Source organism: Pseudomonas soli (genome assembly GCF_900110655.1).
GTDB lineage: Bacteria > Pseudomonadota > Gammaproteobacteria > Pseudomonadales > Pseudomonadaceae > Aquipseudomonas > Aquipseudomonas soli.
This window is the reverse complement of sequence record NZ_FOEQ01000015.1, coordinates 85,059-104,797: the sequence shown is the minus strand read 5'-3', so window position 1 is coordinate 104,797 and position 19,739 is coordinate 85,059. Positions and strand designations below refer to the sequence as shown.

Annotated in this window: 17 protein-coding genes; 16 read left to right on the top strand and 1 reads right to left on the bottom strand. The window is 63.5% G+C overall.

The window, feature by feature from the left end; translation table 11 throughout:
* The first annotated feature begins 120 nt into the window (after positions 1-120).
* The 8 genes from dnaE (at position 121) to ispD (ending at position 11,465) form a co-directional block, all read left to right on the top strand.
* Positions 121-3,645, top strand: coding sequence for a DNA polymerase III subunit alpha (gene dnaE / locus BMY03_RS23835; protein ID WP_023628728.1), 3,525 nt, complete (start codon positions 121-123; stop codon positions 3,643-3,645).
* A 105-nt stretch (positions 3,646-3,750) separates the two neighbouring features.
* A complete protein-coding gene (locus tag BMY03_RS23830) occupies positions 3,751-4,698 on the top strand; it encodes an acetyl-CoA carboxylase carboxyltransferase subunit alpha (protein WP_023628729.1) in 948 nt (315 codons plus the stop codon).
* 138 nt (positions 4,699-4,836) lie between these two features.
* Entirely contained in the window at positions 4,837-6,132 is a 1,296-nt protein-coding gene (gene tilS / locus BMY03_RS23825; protein WP_038706685.1) for a tRNA lysidine(34) synthetase TilS, read from the top strand.
* Positions 6,133-6,402: 270 nt separating this feature from the next.
* Positions 6,403-8,031, top strand: a complete 1,629-nt coding sequence (locus tag BMY03_RS23820) for a CTP synthase (RefSeq protein WP_023630712.1) — start codon at positions 6,403-6,405, stop codon at positions 8,029-8,031.
* 3 nt (positions 8,032-8,034) lie between these two features.
* The gene (kdsA, locus tag BMY03_RS23815) at positions 8,035-8,880 is read left to right on the top strand and encodes a 3-deoxy-8-phosphooctulonate synthase (RefSeq protein WP_094012421.1); all 846 of its coding nucleotides are present in this window, start codon (positions 8,035-8,037) and stop codon (positions 8,878-8,880) included.
* 152 nt (positions 8,881-9,032) lie between these two features.
* The gene (gene eno, locus BMY03_RS23810; protein WP_094012420.1) at positions 9,033-10,322 is read left to right on the top strand and encodes a phosphopyruvate hydratase; all 1,290 of its coding nucleotides are present in this window, start codon (positions 9,033-9,035) and stop codon (positions 10,320-10,322) included.
* A 157-nt stretch (positions 10,323-10,479) separates the two neighbouring features.
* Entirely contained in the window at positions 10,480-10,761 is a 282-nt protein-coding gene (gene ftsB, locus BMY03_RS23805) for a cell division protein FtsB (protein WP_011535259.1), read from the top strand.
* The gene (ispD, locus tag BMY03_RS23800) at positions 10,758-11,465 is read left to right on the top strand and encodes a 2-C-methyl-D-erythritol 4-phosphate cytidylyltransferase (RefSeq protein WP_094012419.1); all 708 of its coding nucleotides are present in this window, start codon (positions 10,758-10,760) and stop codon (positions 11,463-11,465) included. The genes ftsB and ispD overlap by 4 nt, the downstream gene beginning before the upstream one ends.
* Positions 11,466-11,485: 20 nt before the next feature.
* Here ispD and BMY03_RS23795 read toward each other — a convergent pair whose 3' ends face one another.
* Entirely contained in the window at positions 11,486-12,382 is an 897-nt protein-coding gene (locus tag BMY03_RS23795; RefSeq protein ID WP_038706683.1) for a LysR substrate-binding domain-containing protein, read from the bottom strand.
* 108 nt (positions 12,383-12,490) lie between these two features.
* Here BMY03_RS23795 and BMY03_RS23790 point away from each other — a divergent pair, with 108 nt between their 5' ends.
* The 8 genes from BMY03_RS23790 (at position 12,491) to rpoS (ending at position 19,632) form a co-directional block, all read left to right on the top strand.
* Positions 12,491-13,603 carry an S-(hydroxymethyl)glutathione dehydrogenase/class III alcohol dehydrogenase gene (locus BMY03_RS23790; protein WP_031315222.1) on the top strand — a complete coding sequence of 371 codons (1,113 nt, stop codon included), beginning with the start codon at positions 12,491-12,493 and terminating at the stop codon, positions 13,601-13,603.
* Between the two features lie 10 nt (positions 13,604-13,613).
* Positions 13,614-14,462: an S-formylglutathione hydrolase gene (fghA, locus tag BMY03_RS23785; RefSeq protein WP_094012418.1), complete on the top strand. Its 849-nt coding sequence runs from the start codon at positions 13,614-13,616 to the stop codon at positions 14,460-14,462.
* A 76-nt stretch (positions 14,463-14,538) separates the two neighbouring features.
* Positions 14,539-15,012 (top strand): 2-C-methyl-D-erythritol 2,4-cyclodiphosphate synthase, encoded by a 474-nt coding sequence (ispF, locus tag BMY03_RS23780; protein ID WP_023630834.1) that lies wholly within the window; start codon positions 14,539-14,541, stop codon positions 15,010-15,012.
* Complete coding sequence (gene truD, locus BMY03_RS23775; RefSeq protein ID WP_094012417.1) at positions 15,009-16,067, top strand: tRNA pseudouridine(13) synthase TruD; 1,059 nt, start codon at positions 15,009-15,011, stop codon at positions 16,065-16,067. Before ispF ends, truD begins: the two co-directional genes overlap by 4 nt.
* On the top strand, positions 16,055-16,804 hold the full coding sequence (gene surE / locus BMY03_RS23770) for a 5'/3'-nucleotidase SurE (protein ID WP_038706681.1): 750 nt from the start codon (positions 16,055-16,057) through the stop codon (positions 16,802-16,804). The genes truD and surE overlap by 13 nt, the downstream gene beginning before the upstream one ends.
* A 38-nt stretch (positions 16,805-16,842) precedes the next feature.
* Entirely contained in the window at positions 16,843-17,481 is a 639-nt protein-coding gene (locus BMY03_RS23765) for a protein-L-isoaspartate(D-aspartate) O-methyltransferase (protein ID WP_177182947.1), read from the top strand.
* A gap of 183 nt (positions 17,482-17,664) precedes the next feature.
* Positions 17,665-18,519 carry a peptidoglycan DD-metalloendopeptidase family protein gene (locus BMY03_RS23760; protein WP_038706680.1) on the top strand — a complete coding sequence of 285 codons (855 nt, stop codon included), beginning with the start codon at positions 17,665-17,667 and terminating at the stop codon, positions 18,517-18,519.
* A 105-nt stretch (positions 18,520-18,624) separates the two neighbouring features.
* Positions 18,625-19,632, top strand: coding sequence for an RNA polymerase sigma factor RpoS (gene rpoS / locus BMY03_RS23755; protein WP_011535249.1), 1,008 nt, complete (start codon positions 18,625-18,627; stop codon positions 19,630-19,632).
* Positions 19,633-19,739: the final 107 nt, after the last annotated feature.

The window sequence follows — 19,739 nt, the reverse complement described above, 5'->3', positions numbered from 1 at the left end:
TGGGAGCACGCTTGCCCCGCGATGCATTCTGCAATCAACCGCTGACCTGCAGGCGAGGCAAGCGCAGAGCAATACGCTACAATCCCGCCCTTGTCGTTCAGCACTGCTACAGGATCCTCCATGTCGGTCTCCTTCGTTCACCTTCGCGTGCACTCCGAATTCTCCCTGGTCGACGGCCTGGTGCGGATCAAGCCGCTGGCCAAGGCCCTGGCCGGGATGAACATGCCGGCGGTGGCGATCACCGACCAGAGCAACATGTGCTCGCTGGTGAAGTTCTACAAGACCGCCATGGGCGCCGGCATCAAGCCGATCTGCGGTGCCGACCTGTGGCTGGCCGGGGTCGATCCGGAAGCGCCGTTGTCGCGCATCTGTTTCCTGGCCATGAACCCCAAGGGTTACCGCAATCTCACCGAGCTGATCTCGCGTGGTTGGACCGATGGCCAGCGCAATGGCCTGGTGATCATCCAGCGCGACTGGATCGCCCCGGCCAGCGAAGGGCTGATTGCCCTCTCCGCCGGCAAGGAAGGCGACATCGGCATGGCGTTGATGGCCAATCGTCAGGACGAAGCCCAGGCCCTGCTCGCCGACTGGATGAGCATGTTCCCCGAGCGCTTCTACGTCGAGGTTCAGCGCACCAACCGCGCCGGTGACGAGGAGTACGTGCACGCTGCCGTGGCCTTGGCCGACAAGCTCGGTGCGCCGCTGGTGGCAACCAACGACGTGCGTTTCGTCAAGCAGTCGGACTTCGATGCCCACGAGACCCGCGTGTGCATCGGCGAGGGCTGGACCCTGGACGATCCGCGCCGCCCGCGTGGCTACAGCGACCAGCAGTACCTCAAGTCCGCCGAAGAAATGGCCGAGCTGTTCAGCGACCTGCCGGACGCCATTGCCAACACCGTGGAGATCGCCAAGCGCTGCAACATCACCGTGCAGCTGGGCAAGTACTTCCTCCCCGACTTCCCGACGCCCAACGGCATGGGCATCGACGACTACCTGCGGCATGTTTCCCACGAAGGCCTGGAGGAGCGCCTGGCGGTGCTCTGGCCGAAGGAGACCACGCCCAATTACGAAGAGAAGCGCCAGGTCTACCTGGACCGCCTGAAGTTCGAGCTGGACATCATCATCCAGATGGGCTTCCCCGGTTACTTCCTGATCGTTATGGACTTCATCAAGTGGGCGAAGAACAACGACGTGCCGGTCGGCCCGGGCCGGGGTTCGGGTGCCGGTTCGTTGGTGGCCTACGTGCTGAAGATCACCGACCTCGACCCGTTGGCCTACGACCTGCTGTTCGAGCGCTTCCTCAACCCTGAACGTATTTCCATGCCCGACTTCGACGTCGACTTCTGCATGGACGGCCGCGACCGGGTGATCGACTACGTGGCCGAGGCCTACGGGCGCAACGCGGTGAGCCAGATCATCACTTTCGGCACCATGGCCGCCAAGGCGGTGGTGCGTGATGTGGCGCGGGTGCAGGGCAAGTCCTATGGCCTGGCCGACCGCCTGTCGAAGATGATTCCGTTCGAAGTGGGCATGACCCTGGAGAAGGCCTACGAGCAGGAAGAGATCCTGCGCGACTTCCTCAAGGGCGATGAGGATGCGCGCGAAATCTGGGACATGGCCCTCAAGCTAGAGGGTGTGACCCGGGGTACCGGCAAGCACGCCGGTGGCGTGGTGATTGCACCGACCAAACTCACCGATTTTTCGCCGATTGCCTGCGACGAAGAGGGCGGCGGCCTGGTGACCCAGTTCGACAAGGACGATGTCGAGGCCGCGGGCCTGGTGAAGTTCGACTTCCTTGGTCTGCGGACGCTGACGATCATCAAGTGGGCGATGGAGATCATCAACCGCGAGCAGGCCAAGAAGAACCTGCCTGACGTCAATATCGACTTCATCCCGCTGGACGACCGCAAGACCTACGAGCTGTTGCAGAAGGCCGAGACCACCGCGGTGTTCCAGCTCGAATCACGCGGCATGAAAGAGCTGATCAAGAAGCTCAAGCCCGACTGCCTGGAAGACCTTATCGCATTAGTGGCGCTGTTCCGTCCCGGCCCGCTGCAGTCGGGCATGGTGGACGACTTCATCAACCGCAAGCACGGCCGTGCGGAGCTCGCCTACCCGCATTCCGATTACCAGTACGAGGGCCTCAAGCCGGTACTGGCGCCCACCTACGGCATCATCTTGTACCAGGAACAGGTGATGCAGATCGCCCAGGTGATGGCCGGCTACACCCTCGGTGGCGCCGACATGCTGCGCCGGGCCATGGGTAAGAAAAAACCCGAGGAGATGGCCAAGCAGCGCGGCGGTTTCATCGAAGGCTGCGTTGCCAACAACATCGATGCAGACCTTGCCGGTAACATCTTCGATCTGGTAGAAAAGTTCGCCGGTTACGGCTTCAACAAATCCCACTCCGCCGCCTATGGCCTGGTCTCCTACCAGACAGCATGGTTGAAGACCCACTATCCGGCGCCGTTCATGGCTGCGGTGCTGTCGGCGGATATGCACAACACCGACAAGGTAGTGGTGCTGGTCGAGGAAGTTCGCAGCATGAAGCTGCGTCTCGATGCCCCGGATGTGAACTTCTCCGACTTCAAGTTCACCGTCAACAACGATGGCCGTATCGTTTATGGCCTGGGTGCGATCAAGGGCGTGGGCGAAGGCCCGGTAGAGGCGATCGTCGAGGCGCGCGCGCAGGGCGGCCCGTTCAAGGACCTGTTCGATTTCTGTGAGCGCATCGATCTCAAACGCGTCAACAAACGTACCCTGGATGCGTTGATCCGCAGTGGCGCGCTGGATCGTCTCGGGCCGCACTTCCATGACGAGATCAAGGCCTACCAGGCCAACATCGACATCAATCGCGCGATCCTGCTCTCGGCACTGGGTGAGGCCGTCAAGGCCGCCGAACAGGCGGCTCATACCGCCGACAGTGGCCATGTCGACCTGTTCGGCGGCATGTTCGACGAGGTAGATGTCGACGTCTATGCCAATCATCGCAAGGTGCGCGAACTGACGCTCAAGGAGCGCCTGAAAGGCGAAAAGGACACCCTCGGCCTGTACCTCACCGGGCATCCGATCGATGAGTATGAGACCGAGATCCGCCGTTTCGCCCGTCAGCGCATTGTTGATCTGAAGCCCGCGCGGGATACCCAGACCATCGCCGGGATGATCATTGCCCTGCGCGTGATGAAGAACAAGAAGGGTGACAAGATGGGCTTCGTCACCCTCGACGACCGTTCCGGGCGCATCGAGGCCTCGTTGTTCGCCGATGCCTTCATGGGCGCCCAGGCCCTGCTGCAGACCGACGCCATGGTGGTGGTGGAAGGGGAGGTCAGCAACGACGACTTCTCCGGTGGCCTGCGCCTGCGGGTCAAAACGGTGATGACCATGGAGGATGCGCGTACCAAGCTGGCCGAAAGCCTGCGCCTGAAGGTCGCCCACGACGCGCTCAAGGGTGACCGCCTGAACTGGCTGGGCGAGCTGATCACCCGTCACCGCGGTGGCTGCCCGATCACCCTGGAGTACACCGGCAGCGACGCCAAGGCCATGCTGCAGTTCGGCGACCAGTGGTCCATCGACCCGGCCGATGGCCTGATTCAGGCGCTGCGTGACCAGTTCGGACGTGAGAACGTCTTCCTGCAATACCGTTGAAACGACGAATTTTAATCTCGACCTATATGCGCCTGATCCCTTAAGGTAGGGCGCCAAACGGATCAACCGGCCGGCCGCCTGGCCGTAGACCCAAGACGGAAGCCTATGAACCCGAATTTCCTCGATTTCGAACAGCCGATTGCCGACCTGCAAGCCAAGATCGAAGAGCTGCGCCTGGTGGGTAACGACAACTCGCTGAACATCAGCGATGAAATTGCCCGTCTGCAGGACAAGAGCAGCACCCTGACCGAGAGCATCTTCGGCAACCTGACCAGCTGGCAGATCGCCCGCCTGGCCCGTCACCCACGCCGCCCTTACACCCTCGACTACATCGACCACCTCTTCACCGAGTTCGAAGAGCTGCACGGCGACCGTCACTTCTCCGACGACGCCGCCATCGTTGGTGGCACCGCGCGCCTGGACGACAAGCCGGTGATGGTCATCGGCCACCAGAAGGGCCGTGAAGTGCGCGAGAAGGTGCGCCGCAACTTCGGCATGCCGCGCCCTGAAGGTTATCGCAAGGCCTGCCGCCTGATGGAAATGGCCGAGCGCTTCAAGATGCCGATCCTGACCTTCATCGACACCCCGGGCGCCTATCCGGGCATCGACGCCGAAGAGCGCAACCAGAGCGAGGCCATTGCCTGGAACCTGCGCGTCATGGCGCGTCTGAAGACGCCGATCATCGCCACCGTGATCGGTGAGGGTGGTTCCGGCGGCGCACTGGCCATCGGCGTGTGCGACCAGCTGAACATGCTGCAGTATTCCACCTACTCGGTGATCTCGCCGGAAGGCTGCGCCTCGATCCTGTGGAAGACTGCCGACAAGGCCGCCGACGCCGCCGAGGCCATGGGTATCACCGCCGAGCGCCTGAAGAGCCTGAACATCGTCGACAAGGTCATCCAGGAACCGCTGGGCGGCGCCCACCGTGATCCGGCCAAAATGTCGGCGAGCATCCGCGCCGACCTGATCGAACAGCTGGACATGCTCGGCAAGCTCGACAACGACGCGCTGCTCAAGCGGCGTTACGATCGCCTGATGAGCTACGGTCTCTGATGGATTCCAGGGGCCGCTTTGCGGCCCTTTCGCCGGCAAGCCGGCTCCCATGGGGGAATGCATACTTCTGTGGGAGCCGGCTTGCCGGCGAAAGGGGTGTGAAACGCCCCCCGCGATTTCCATCACGGTGAGGTCCAGGTGATCAACCTTACTCGCCAGTTTGCCCCTTGGCTCAACGCCCCCGCCTGGTACGTCGCCTTCTCCGGCGGCCTGGACTCCACCGTCCTCCTGCACCAGCTCGCCGATTACACCCGCAACCATTCAACGCCGCCCCTGCGCGCCATCCATGTCCATCACGGCCTGCAAGCCGCCGCCGATGCCTGGCCCGATCACTGCCGAGCGGTGTGTGCCGCCCTGGGTGTCGAACTCGATGTGGTCCCTGTCCAGGTCGCCCCTGGCGCCAGCCTCGAACAGTCGGCCCGCAACGCCCGCTACGACGCCTTCGAAAAACGGCTGGGCTCAGGCGAAGTGCTGTTCACCGGCCAGCACCGTGACGATCAGGCCGAGACCCTGCTGTTTCGCTTGCTGCGCGGCGCCGGCCTGCGTGGGTTGTCCGCCATGCCGCAACAGCGGCCGCTAGGGCAGGGCAGCCTGGTGCGCCCATTGCTGGGGCTGTCGCGCCAGCAGCTGCAGGCCTACGCCGACATGCACGGGCTGGTATGGATCGACGACCCTTCCAATAGCGATACGGCCTTTGCCCGCAACTTCCTGCGCGGCGAGGTCTTCCCAATCCTGCGCCAGCGCTGGCTACAGGCCGAAGCCAACCTGGCACGCAGTGCCGAACACCTGGGCGAGGCGATGGGCCTGCTGGACGAACTGGCCGCCACCGACCTGGCTCCGGCCTGCGACAATGCGCCGCTGCCCTGGCTCGGTCTTGCCTCCCTCGACCTCGCCGTACTCAAGGCGCTGTCACCGGCGCGCCAGCGCAATGCCCTGCAATACTGGCTCGGCCGCCGCACGCGCCAGCCGGACAGTCGCCACTGGGCCGGCTGGGACGACCTGCGTGACGCGGCAGGCGATGCCTGCCCGATCTGGCGCCTGACCGACGGTCAGTTGCAGCGCAGCCACGGGCGCATCTGGTGGCTGGACGGGCAATGGCTCCAGGCTCCGGCGGGTGAATGGGCGTGGCCGAACCCGTCCAGGCCCCTGGCGTTGCCGGGCAACGGCCAGGTGTGGCTGGAGGGCTGCGTGGACGCCGCCGGCCTGCGCATCGCCTACCGTCAAGGCGGCGAAGTGCTGGAGGTCAGCGGCCGTGGCCGGCGCGACCTCAAGCGTCTGCTCAACGAGCTGCAGGTCCCGCACTTCGTGCGCCCGCGCCTGCCGCTGCTGTACCGCGGCGAGCAATTGCTGGCGGTGGCCAATCTGCCCGGACTCGCTCAGGCCGAAGGCCAACTGCACTGGCAACCGCCGACGAACGTGCAAGGTTTGAGCTGAAGGGTACATTCCGGTAGACTACCCTCCCTTCTTGATACAACTTCTGTGGGTTCCGCGAAAACACAGAGGTTGCCGATTACCAAGCAGTTTTTTGCTGGGCTGATTTCTTAAAATGACGAGCGAGCTCCATGCCGGGGATACCCCTGGTCTGTACAGACGCGGCAGTTTTTCGAGATGCACTGTGATTGACGCAGGTGATCGGGGGCTTCGGCCTTCCTTCGCTTTCTCCGGCGGCGCTGGCCGCCTTAACGCAGACTTCTAGGGTTTTTCATGACGCGCTACATATTCGTCACGGGCGGTGTTGTTTCTTCATTGGGGAAAGGCATTGCCTCGGCTTCCCTGGCGGCCATCCTGGAAGCGCGGGGGCTTAAAGTCACCATGCTCAAGCTGGACCCGTACATCAACGTCGACCCGGGCACCATGAGCCCGTTCCAGCACGGTGAAGTGTTCGTCACCCACGACGGCGCCGAGACCGACCTCGACCTGGGCCACTACGAGCGGTTCATCCGCACCACGATGACCCAGAACAACAACTTCACCACCGGCCGTATCTACGAGCACGTGCTGCGCAAGGAGCGTCGTGGTGATTACCTGGGCGCGACCATCCAGGTCATCCCGCACATCACCGACGAAATCAAGCGCCGCATCATCAAGGGCGCCGGCGATGCCGACGTCGCGCTGGTCGAGATCGGCGGCACCGTGGGTGACATCGAGTCGCAGCCATTCCTCGAGGCCATCCGCCAGCTGCGCGTCGAAGTGGGCTCCAAGCGCGCCATGCTGATGCACCTGACCCTGGTGCCGTACATCGCCACCGCCGGGGAAACCAAGACCAAGCCGACCCAGCACTCGGTCAAGGAACTGCGCTCCATCGGCCTGCAGCCTGACGTGCTGATCTGCCGCTCCGACCACCCGGTCGACGCCTCGTCGCGCCGCAAGATCGCGCTGTTCACCAACGTCGAAGAGCGTGCGGTGATTTCGCTGGAAGACGTCGACACCATCTACAAGATCCCAGGCGTTCTGCATGCCCAGGGCCTGGACGACTTCGTCGTCGAGCGCTTCGGCCTGCAGTGCAACAGCGCCGACCTGTCCGAGTGGGACAAGGTCGTCGACGCCAAGCTCAACCCTGAGCAGGAAGTGACCATCGCCATGGTCGGCAAGTACATGGAGCTGCTGGACGCGTACAAGTCGCTGATCGAAGCGATGAGCCACGCCGGCATCACCAACCGCACCAAGGTCAACCTGCGCTACATCGACTCCGAAGACATCGAGAACCAGGGCACCAGCCTGCTCGAAGGCGCCGATGCCATCCTGGTCCCGGGCGGTTTCGGCCTGCGCGGCGTCGAAGGCAAGATCACCGCGGTGCAGTACGCCCGTGAGAACAAGGTCCCGTACCTGGGCATCTGCCTCGGCATGCAGGTCGCCGTGATCGAATTCGCCCGTAACGTGATGGGCTGGAAAGACGCCAACTCCACCGAGTTCGACCGCAACAGCGGCCACCCGGTTGTTGGCCTGATCACCGAGTGGGCCGATGCCACCGGCGCGGTCGAGACCCGTACCGAAGCGTCCGACCTGGGCGGCACCATGCGCCTGGGCGCTCAGGACTGCCAGCTGGCAGCCGGCTCCAAGGTGCACGACTGCTACGGTAAGGACATCATTACCGAGCGCCATCGTCACCGCTACGAAGTCAACAACGTGCTGCTGCCGCAGTTGGTTGAAGCTGGCCTGCAGGTATCCGGCCGCTCCGAAGATGGCGCGCTGGTCGAGGTGGTCGAGTCGAAGGATCACCCATGGTTTGTCGCCTGCCAGTTCCACCCGGAGTTCACCTCCACCCCGCGTGACGGTCACCCGCTGTTCAGCGGCTTCGTCAAGGCGGCCCTGGCACAGAAGAACAAGGCCTGATCCATGACTCAGAAGATCATTCGCGTCGGTAACATCGAGATCGCCAACGACAAGCCGTTCGTCCTGTTCGGCGGCATGAACGTCCTGGAGTCCCGTGACCTGGCCATGAAGGTCTGCGAGGAGTATGTACGAGTTACCGAGAAGCTCGGCATCCCGTACGTGTTCAAGGCCAGCTTCGACAAGGCCAACCGTTCGTCGGTCAGCTCGTACCGGGGCCCGGGCATGGAAGAGGGCCTGAAGATCTTCGAGGAGATCAAGCAGACCTTCAACGTGCCGGTGATCACCGACGTGCACGAACCTTACCAGTGCGAACCGGTGGCCAAGGTGTGCGACATCATCCAGCTGCCGGCCTTCCTGTCGCGCCAGACCGACCTGGTCGTGGCGATGGCCAAGACCGGCGCTGTGATCAACATCAAGAAGGCGCAGTTCCTGGCGCCCCACGAGATGAAGCACATCCTCGCCAAGTGCGTCGAGGCCGGCAACGACCAGCTGATCCTCTGCGAGCGTGGTTCGAGCTTCGGCTACAACAACCTCGTTGTGGACATGCTCGGCTTCGGCATCATGAAGCAGTTCGAGTACCCGGTGTTCTTCGACGTGACCCACTCGTTGCAGACCCCGGGCGGTCGCGCCGATTCCGCCGGTGGCCGCCGCGCCCAGGTTACTGACCTGGCCAAGGCCGGCATGAGCCAGGGCCTGGCCGGCCTGTTCCTCGAGGCACATCCGGACCCGGACAACGCCAAGTGCGATGGCCCGTGCGCCCTGCGCCTGGACAAGCTGGAACCGTTCCTCAGCCAGCTCAAGCAGCTGGATGACCTGGTGAAAAGTTTTCCGACGGTAGAAACCGCGTAAAGCTCATTTCTCGGGTAAAGTACCGCCCGTTCCACCCCTGACCTTTCGGTCAGGGGCTCCCTTCGCCAGGCCTGCCCGTGCCATGTCGCCTGGTGAACGGCAAGAATTCCCAAAGCTGCGTTGTTTTCGTCAATTCTGGAGTGCTTACAACAATGGCAAAGATCGTCGACATCAAAGGTCGTGAAGTTCTCGATTCCCGTGGCAACCCCACCGTGGAAGCCGATGTACTGCTCGACAACGGCATCATCGGCAGCGCCTGCGCGCCGTCGGGTGCTTCCACTGGCTCGCGCGAAGCGCTGGAGCTGCGTGATGGCGACAAGAGCCGTTACCTGGGCAAAGGCGTGCTGAAGGCTGTCGCCAACATCAACGGCCCGATCCGCGACCTGCTGCTGGGCAAGGACCCATCGGACCAGAAAGCCCTGGACCGCGCGATGATCGAGCTGGACGGCACCGAGAACAAGGCCAAGCTGGGCGCCAACGCCATCCTCGCCGTGTCCCTGGCTGCCGCCAAGGCCGCCGCCCAGGACCAGGACCTGCCGCTGTACGCGCACATCGCCAACCTCAACGGCACCCCGGGCCAGTACTCCATGCCGGTACCGATGATGAACATCATCAACGGCGGCGAGCACGCCGACAACAACGTCGATATCCAGGAGTTCATGGTCCAGCCGGTTGGCGCCAAGACCTTCTCCGACGGCCTGCGCATGGGCACCGAGATCTTCCACCACCTCAAGGCCGTACTGAAGGCCCGTGGCCTGAACACCGCCGTCGGTGACGAAGGTGGCTTCGCGCCGAACCTGGCTTCCAACGAAGACGCCCTGGCCGCCATCGCCGAAGCTGTCGAGAAAGCCGGCTACAAGCTGGGCACCGACGTGACCCTAGCCCTGGACTGCGCCGCTTCCGAGTTCTATGAAGACGGCAAGTACAGCCTGTCCGGCGAAGGCAAGTCGTTCGACGCCGAAGGTTTCGCCGAGTACCTGAAGGGCCTGACCGAGCGTTTCCCGATCATCTCGATCGAAGACGGCCTGGACGAGTCCGACTGGGCTGGCTGGAAGATCCTGACCGACAAGATTGGCGAGAAGGTTCAGCTGGTTGGTGACGACCTGTTCGTGACCAACACCAAGATCCTGAAAGAGGGTATCGAGAAGGGCATCGGTAACTCGATCCTGATCAAGTTCAACCAGATCGGCTCGCTGACCGAAACCCTCGAAGCCATCCAGATGGCCAAGGCCGCTGGCTACACCCCGGTGATCTCGCACCGTTCCGGTGAAACCGAGGATTCGACCATCGCCGACCTGGCCGTGGGTACTGCCGCTGGCCAGATCAAGACCGGCTCGCTGTGCCGCTCCGACCGCGTCAGCAAGTACAACCAACTGCTGCGTATCGAAGAGCAACTGGGCGCCAAAGCCGTGTATCGCGGTCGTGCCGAGTTTCGCGGCTAAGCAAGAGATGGTAAAAAGGCAGCAGCCGGGGCCCGCTGAACGTTCGTACTGATCGTTTGGCTGTCTCAACGGGTTTCTGTCGACGAAGCCTGGCCTCGGCCAGGCTTCGTGCTATCGGAAGCTCGCTGCGGCGGCCTTTTTTACCCTGGATATCTTCATGCGCAGTCCCTATTGGTTGTTCCTCGTCCTGCTCCTGCTGCTCGGCGGCCTGCAATATCGCCTTTGGGTAGGTAATGGCAGCCTCGCGCAAGTGACCGAACTCAAGCAACAGATCGCCGACCAGCATGCGGAAAACGAGCGCCTGCTGGAGCGCAATCGTGTGCTCGATGCCGAGGTCCTGGAGTTGAAGAAAGGTATGGAGACCGTGGAAGAACGGGCTCGTCATGAACTGGGGATGGTCAAGGAGGGTGAAACCCTCTACCAGCTGCCACAGAAATGACAAACGAACTGCCGGCCTTCTGGGCCGTGATTCCCGCCGCGGGCATTGGTGCCCGCATGGCTGCCGACCGGCCCAAGCAATACCTGCAACTGGGCGGGCAGACCATTCTCGAGCATAGCCTCGACTGTTTCCTCGACCATCCCATGCTCAAGGGGGTGGTGGTCAGTATTGCCGAACACGACCCTTACTGGCCCGGCCTGCGCTGTGCCAGCGATCCGCGTATCCAGCGTGCCCCAGGTGGTGACGAGCGCGCTGACTCGGTGCTCAATGCGCTATTGCTGCTGCACGCCCAGGGCGCGTCGGATGACGACTGGGTGCTGGTGCACGATGCCGCGCGGCCGAATCTGGCGCGCAGCGATCTGGACAAGTTGCTGTCAGCCCTGGCTGAAGATCCCGTCGGTGGATTGCTCGCCGTACCCGCTCGGGACACGCTCAAGCGTGCCGACGGCGAGGGCAGGGTGGCGGCGACGGTCGACCGCAGCACCGTCTGGCAAGCCTACACCCCGCAGATGTTCCGCCTCGGCATGTTGCATCGGGCGCTGGCCGAGTGCCTGGTGTCCGATGTAGCAGTCACCGATGAGTCGTCCGCCATCGAGTGGGCCGGGTATGCGCCGCGCCTGGTCGAAGGGCGCAGCGACAATATAAAGGTGACCCGGCCAGAGGACCTGGAGTGGCTGCGCCAGCGATGGGCTGGGCGTTGCTGAAATAGGCGCTCCCACGCTGTTTAGAGAGTCCTATACTCCGGCAACTGCGCCAATCCTTCCTTGAGATAGTCCACCAACCGCCGCACCTTTGGTGACAGATGCCGCTGCTGCGGATACAACGCCCACACCGCTGTATTCGGCGGTTGGTGCCCCTCCAGCAGTGATACCAGCGCCCCGCTGTGCAAGTGTTCGAGCACGTAGTAGTCCGGCAACTGGCACAAGCCCATCCCCTGCAGCGCCGCATCCAGCACCGCCTGGCCGCTGTTGCAGCGCCAGTTGCCCTGCACCCGCTGGCTGATCTCGCGACCCTCCTGTTGCAGCGCCCACAGGTCGGAGCTGCCGACCAGGCAATTGTGCCGCGCCAACTCCGACACGCTGTGCGGCCGCCCATAGCGCTCCAGGTACGCCGGTGATGCGCACAGGAACATGCGCCGCGGCGCCAGGCGCGTGGCCACCAGCCGGGAATCCTGCAGGCGGCCCAGGCGGATTGCCAGGTCCATGCCTTCGTGCAACAGGTCTAAGGTGCGGTTGCTCAGTTCCACTTCCACCCGTAGCTGCGGATACAGCGCCATGAACCGCGTCACCAACGGCACGATGAAACGCTCGCCATAGGCCACCGCGCAGGTCATGCGTAGCAGGCCCTTGGGTTCGCTGGCCAGGTCGCCCATGGCGCGCAGCGCTTCCTCGCGGCCATCCTGCAGGCGCTGGCAGTGCTGGAGGAATGTCTGGCCGGCTTCGCTGAGGGTCACTCGCCGCGTGCTGCGGTACAACAGGCGAGTCTGTAGGCGCTCCTCCAGGCGGGCGATCTGCCGGCTGATGTGCGAAGACGACACTCCGAGGCGTTCGGCGGCGGCGGTGAACTGGCCCATTTCTGCCACCGCGACGAATTCGTCGATGCCTTCCCAGCGACTGCTCATGGATTATCCCTGCATGGCAATAATGTTTTGTGAATGCCTGGATTATTCACAAAAAGTCAGTGAATTACACTGACAGCCTGCAATCGACATCTTCTCTGGAGACCCTTGATGATCAAGTCCCGTGCCGCCGTCGCCTTCGAGGCCAAGAAACCCCTGGAAATCGTCGAAGTCGACGTAGCCATGCCCAAGGCCGGTGAAGTGCTGCTGCGCGTCGTCGCCTCCGGTGTCTGCCACACTGACGCCTACACCCTGTCCGGCGCCGACCCGGAAGGCATCTTCCCTTCGATCCTTGGCCATGAGGGCGGGGCGATCGTCGAGGCGATTGGCGAGGGCGTGACCTCGGTGGCGGTGGGCGACCATGTCATCCCGCTGTATACCCCGGAATGTGGCCAGTGCAAGTTCTGCCGCTCGGGCAAGACCAACCTGTGCCAGGCCATCCGCGCCACCCAGGGCAAGGGCCTGATGCCCGACGGCACCACCCGTTTCAGCTACAAGGGCCAGCAGCTGTTCCACTACATGGGCACCTCGACCTTTTCCGAGTACACCGTGCTGCCGGAAATTTCCGTGGCCAAGATCCAGAAAGAGGCTCCGCTGGAGAAGGTCTGCCTGCTCGGCTGCGGCGTGACTACCGGTATTGGCGCGGTGCTCAATACCGCCAAGGTCAAGCCGGGTGACACCGTTGCCATCTTCGGCCTCGGCGGCATCGGTCTGTCGGCAGTGATCGGCGCGGTCAAGGCCAAGGCTTCGCGCATCATCGCCATCGACATCAACCCGGCCAAGTTCGAGATCGCCCGCCAGCTGGGCGCCACCGACTGCATCAACCCGAAAGACTACGATCGCCCGATCCAGGAAGTGATCGTCGACCTCACCGACGGTGGCGTGGACTTCTCCTTCGAGTGCATCGGCAATGTGCAACTGATGCGCGCGGCGCTGGAATGCTGCCACAAGGGCTGGGGCGAGTCGGTGATCATCGGCGTGGCCGGTGCCGGCCAGGAAATCGCCACCCGTCCGTTCCAGCTGGTCACCGGTCGCGTCTGGCGCGGTTCGGCCTTCGGCGGTGTGCGTGGCCGCAGCGAGCTGCCGAGCTACGTGGAAATGTCCGAGAAAGGCGAGATCCCGCTGGACACCTTCATTACCCATACCATGGGCCTGGAGGACATCAACAAAGCTTTCGACCTGATGCACGAAGGCAAGAGCATCCGCAGCGTGATCCACTTCTGAGGCCCTCGCCATGACGCTGGAAAACATCTCTTGCCAGAAAAGCTACGGCGGCTGGCACAAGCGTTACCGGCACAGTTCCAAGGTGCTTGGCTGCGACATGGTGTTCGCGGTGTACCTGCCGCCCCAGGCCGAGCAGGGCGAAAAGCTGCCTGTTCTGTACTGGCTCAGCGGCCTGACCTGCACCGACGAGAACTTCATGCAGAAGGCCGGCGCCCAGCGCCTGGCCGCGGAGCTTGGGCTGATCATCGTTGCTCCGGACACCAGCCCGCGTGGCGAGCAGGTGCCGGGCGATCCGGATGGTGCCTGGGACTTCGGCCTCGGCGCGGGGTTCTACCTCAATGCCATCCAGCAGCCCTGGGCCCGCAACTACCAGATGCACGACTATGTGGTGCACGAGTTGCCGGCATTGATCGAGGAACATTTCCCGGCGTCCGACCTGCGCAGTATCAGTGGCCACTCGATGGGCGGGCATGGCGCGCTGGTCTGCGCCTTGCGCAACCCGGGGCGCTACCGCTCGGTGTCGGCGTTCTCACCGATCAGCAATCCAATGGATTGCCCGTGGGGCGAGAAGGCCTTCAGCCGCTACCTGGGCGAAGACCGGGCACAGTGGCGCGAGTGGGATGCCAGTGTGCTGCTGGCCGAGGCGGACGAGTGCCCGCCGTTGCTGGTGGACCAGGGGGATCGCGATGACTTCCTTGAAAAGCAGCTCAAGCCAGAGGCGCTGGAGCAGGCGGCGCGCAAGGGCGGCCATGGGCTGACCCTGCGCCTGCAGCCAGGCTACGACCATAGCTACTACTTCATCGCCAGCTTCATCGATGAACACCTGCGCCATCATGCGGTGGCACTGGGCAGGGTCTGAGCCGCAGGGCCGTGAAGCAGCCCCATTACCGCAAAAGCAGGTAGAATCACGCCCTGACTCAATCAGGGCGTTTTCTATGCGTATTGGCCACGGCTACGATGTCCATCGTTTCTGCGACGGTGATTTCATTACCTTGGGCGGGGTGCGTATCCCCCACAAGTTCGGCCTGCTGGCCCACTCCGACGGCGACGTGCTGTTGCACGCCCTGAGCGATGCCTTGCTGGGCGCCGCGGCGCTGGGCGACATCGGCAAGCATTTCCCCGACACCGACCCGCAGTTCAAGGGCGCCGACAGCCGGGTGCTGCTGCGCCACGTGGTCGCTGTCGTGCGCGACAAGGGCTGGAAGGTCGGCAACATCGACGCCACCATCGTCGCCCAGGCACCGAAGATGGCCCCGCACATCGAGACCATGCGCCAGCAGATCGCCGCAGACCTGCAGGTCGAGCTCGACCAGGTCAACGTCAAGGCCACTACTGAAGAAAAGCTGGGCTTCACCGGTCGCGAGGAGGGCATCGCCGTGCATGCGGTCGCCCTGCTGCTATCAGCATGACCGAACTGGAACTGCTGGGCCCTCGGGCCTCGGGCGATGTCTTGGGCACCGCGGTGCTCAAGGCGGTGGCTGAAGACTTCCAGGTTGATGAAGTCCTGGATATCCCGCTGTCCGGCCACGGCGAACACCTGTGGCTGTGGGTCGAGAAGCGCGACCTCAACACCGAGGAGGCGGCTCGCCGCCTGGCCCGCGCCGCCGGCGTGCCGGTGCGCGCCATCAGCTATGCCGGCCTCAAGGACCGCCAGGCCCTGACCCGCCAGTGGTTCAGCCTGCATCTGCCGGGCAAGGCCGACCCAGACCTGTCCCGTGCCGAGGACGACACCCTGCGCGTGCTCAAGCAGGTGCGCCACCAGCGCAAGCTGCAGCGTGGTGCGCATTCGGCCAATGGCTTCACCTTGCGCCTGACCGCGCTGCAGGCCGACCACCAGGCCCTCGATGCCCGCCTGGAGCAGCTCAAGCAGCAGGGCGTGCCCAACTACTTCGGTAGCCAGCGCTTCGGCCATGGCGGTGGCAATGTACACGACGCCCAGGACTGGGCCGCTCGCCAGGCGCTGCCCGAGCAGCGCAACTTGCGTTCGCGGCTGCTGTCGGCCGGGCGCAGCTACCTGTTCAACCAGGTGCTTGCCGCCCGTGTCGCCGACGGCAGCTGGCAGCGCGCCCAGGTCGGCGACCTGCTGGCCTTCACCGACAAGCGCAGCTTCTTCGTGGCCGGCGAGGCCGAGTGCAACGACCCGCGCCTGGCCATTCTCGACCTGCACCCGACCGGCCCGCTGTGGGGCGCCGGTGCGGCACCGAGCCAGGGCGCGACCCTGGATCTTGAGTCCACGGTGGCCGGACGACATCCGGCGCTGTGCGATTGGCTGGCGCGAGCGGGCATGGATCACGAACGGCGCATCCTGCGGCTCCCTATTGGGCGGCTGACGTGGCATTATCCCGAGCCTGATATCCTGCAACTGGAATTCGTCCTTCCGGCCGGATGCTTCGCCACCGTGGTGGTGCGCGAACTCGTCGATCTGGTGCCGGCAGGGCAGACGGACAGCCCATGCGTATTCTGATTTCGAATGACGACGGTGTTACCGCACCCGGCCTCGCCGCGCTGCATGAAGCGTTGGTGGACCATGCCGAGTGCGTGGTGATTGCCCCGGATCAAGACAAGAGCGGTGCCGGCAGTTCGCTGACACTGGACCGGCCGCTGCACCCGCAGACCTTGGCCAACGGCTTCATCAGCCTCAACGGCACGCCCACCGACTGCGTGCACCTGGGGCTCAACGGCCTGCTGCCGGAAACCCCCGACATGGTGGTGTCCGGCATCAACCTGGGCGCCAACCTGGGGGATGACGTGCTCTATTCGGGCACGGTGGCTGCGGCGTTGGAGGGGCGCTTCCTCGGCGGCACCTCGCTGGCCTTCTCGCTGCTGTCGCGCCTGCCCGACAACCTGCCGACCGCCGCCTACATTGCCCGGCGCCTGGTCGAGGCGCAGTCGCGCCTGGCGTTGCCGCCGCGCACCGTGCTCAACGTCAACATCCCCAACCTGCCGCTGGAGCATATCCGTGGCATCCAGCTCACCCGCCTGGGGCACCGCGCGCGGGCCGCAGCGCCGACCAAGGTGGTCAATCCGCGGGGCAAGGAAGGCTACTGGATCGCCGTGGCCGGCGATGCCGAAGACGGCGGCCCGGGCACCGACTTCCATGCCGTGATGCAGGGCTACGTATCGATAACGCCACTGCAGCTGGACCGCACCTTCAACGATGCCTTCGAGCGCCTCGACGGTTGGCTGGAGGGCCTGCTCTGATGCGCGAACAGGACGATCTGCAGCGCCGCGGCATCGGCATGACCTCCCAGCGTACTCGGGAGCGGCTGATCCAGCGGCTCTATGAGGAAGGCGTGTCGAACGCCAAGGTGCTCGAAGCCATTCGTCGTACCCCGCGCCACCTGTTCGTCGATGAAGCCCTAGCCCATCGCGCCTATGAAGACACGGCGCTGCCGATCGGCCACAACCAGACGATTTCCCAGCCGTTCATGGTCGCGCACATGAGCGAGCTGTTGCTCGAGGCGGGCCCCTTGGACAAGGTGCTGGAGATCGGCACCGGTTCAGGCTACCAGACCGCGATCCTCGCCCAACTGGTCGAGCGGGTGTTCTCGGTGGAGCGCATCAAGGTGCTGCAGGACCGGGCCAAGGAGCGTCTGGTCGAACTCAACCTGCGCAATGTGGTGTTCCGCTGGGGCGACGGCTGCGAAGGGTGGCCGGCGCTGGCGCCGTACAACGGCATCATCGTCACCGCAGTCGCGCCTGAAGTGCCGCAGGCACTGCTCGATCAGTTGGCGCCGGGTGGGCGCATGGTGATCCCGGTCGGGGCGGCGGGGGAGACCCAGCAACTGATGCTGATCGTGCGCGAAGAGCATGGCTTCTCGCGCCGGGTACTTGGGGCCGTGCGCTTCGTGCCGTTGCTCAATGGCCCACTGGCCTGAACGGGGCCACGGAATATTTGCGCCGACGACGAATTCTTGCGTCTGGGCCCTGTCTATCTGGCGTGGCGCTTTTCGGACACCGAGCAGGCCAACAGCGAGTCACCCCAAGCAGGATGGCTCGGTTATAATTGAAACAATATTGCATTTTGTATCGTCATTTTTGACAGCATGAGGGGAGCGCGGGTGGGTCACACAGGCATGCGGCAGCGCAAGGATCGGTCGGTATTGAAGCTTCTGGTGATCGCGCTGGCCATGGGGACCCTGCTGGCTGGCTGTTCCAGCACCAGCTCGAACGGCGCCCGCGTGGTCGACCGCAACAACGCCGCGCCCAAGCGCCCGACCGTTACCTCTGGCCAGTACATCGTCAAACCCGGCGACACGCTGTTCTCCATCGCCTTCCGCTACGGTTGGGACTACAAGGAGCTGGCGGCGCGCAACAATATTCCCGCCCCCTACACCATCCGCCCGGGCCAGCCGATCCGTTTCAGCAGCGGCGCGGGGGGCAGCACGACGGTCGTCGGCAGCACTTCGTCGTCGAGCCGGACCACCGTGATCCGCCGGCCGGTCGCCACCACGGCACCGGCGACCAGCAATGGCAAAAGTGCCACAACTGCCCCTTCCACCACCTCGCAAACGGTTGCCCAGGTGCCCGCCGCAGAGCGCGCCGTCGGCGGTTGGACGTGGCCGGCGAACGGCGTGCTGATTGGAAAATTCGCTTCAAACGGTAGTTTGAATAAAGGCATTGATATCGCCGGTGATTTGGGACAGCCTGTTTTTGCTGCGTCTGATGGAGCGGTGGTCTACGCCGGCAGTGGCTTGAGGGGCTATGGCGAGCTCATCATCATCAAACACAGCGATACCTACGTCAGTGCCTACGGTCATAACCGCAGGCTTTTGGTTCGGGAGGGGCAGCAGGTCAAGGCAGGGCAGACGATCGCAGAAATGGGGTCCACGGGCACTGATCGGGTGAAGCTGCATTTCGAGATTCGCCGCCAGGGCAAACCCGTCGATCCACTCCAGTTCCTGCCACGCCGTTGATCATTGTCCCAGCCTGTTCCTTGGATGTAGAGGGGACAGGCTCCAGCGCTGCCATGGAAGGGTGACGCTCGAGTCTGAGTTCGAACTCAGCAAAGGACTATAACAATGGCTCTCAGTAAAGAAGTGCCGGAGTTTGACATCGACGATGACCTGCTTCTGATGGAGACGGGCATCGTTTTGGAAACGGATGTGGTGTCAGACGAACCTGCTGTACCTTCGGTTCGGACCAAGTCGAAACAGGGCGCATCGCTCAAGCAGCACAAGTACATCGACTACAGTCGGGCACTTGATGCGACCCAACTGTATCTCAACGAAATCGGCTTCTCGCCCCTGCTTTCGCCAGAGGAAGAAGTGCATTTCGCGCGTCTGTCGCAAAAAGGCGACCCGGCCGGCCGCAAGCGCATGATCGAAAGCAACCTGCGCCTGGTGGTCAAGATCGCCCGCCGTTACGTCAATCGCGGCCTGTCGTTGCTCGACCTGATCGAGGAAGGCAACCTGGGGCTGATTCGTGCGGTAGAGAAGTTCGACCCCGAGCGCGGCTTCCGCTTCTCGACCTACGCGACCTGGTGGATCCGCCAGACCATCGAGCGGGCGATCATGAACCAGACCCGCACCATTCGCCTGCCCATCCACGTGGTAAAGGAGCTCAACGTCTACCTGCGCGCTGCCCGCGAGTTGACGCAGAAACTCGACCACGAGCCGTCGCCGGAAGAAATCGCCAGCCTGCTCGAGAAACCGGTGGCCGAGGTCAAGCGCATGCTTGGCCTGAACGAGCGGGTGTCTTCGGTGGATGTCTCGTTGGGGCCGGACTCCGACAAGACACTGCTCGACACACTGACCGATGATCGTCCAACCGACCCATGCGAACTGCTGCAGGATGATGATCTGTCGCAGAGCATAGACCAGTGGCTGGGTGAGTTGACCGACAAGCAACGTGAGGTGGTGGTACGACGCTTCGGCCTGCGTGGGCATGAAAGCAGTACCTTGGAGGATGTCGGGTTGGAGATCGGCCTGACCCGCGAGCGGGTACGGCAGATTCAAGTCGAAGGCCTGAAGCGCCTGCGTGAGATCCTTGAGAAGAATGGCCTGTCTAGCGAGTCGCTGTTCCAGTAGCCGGTGACAGGTGCCAGGTAAACGCCCCGACCCGTTCGGGGCGTTTTCGTTAGCGGCTTGCAAGAGTGGTTGCAACGAAAAGCCCCGCCATCAAGGCGGGGCTTTTC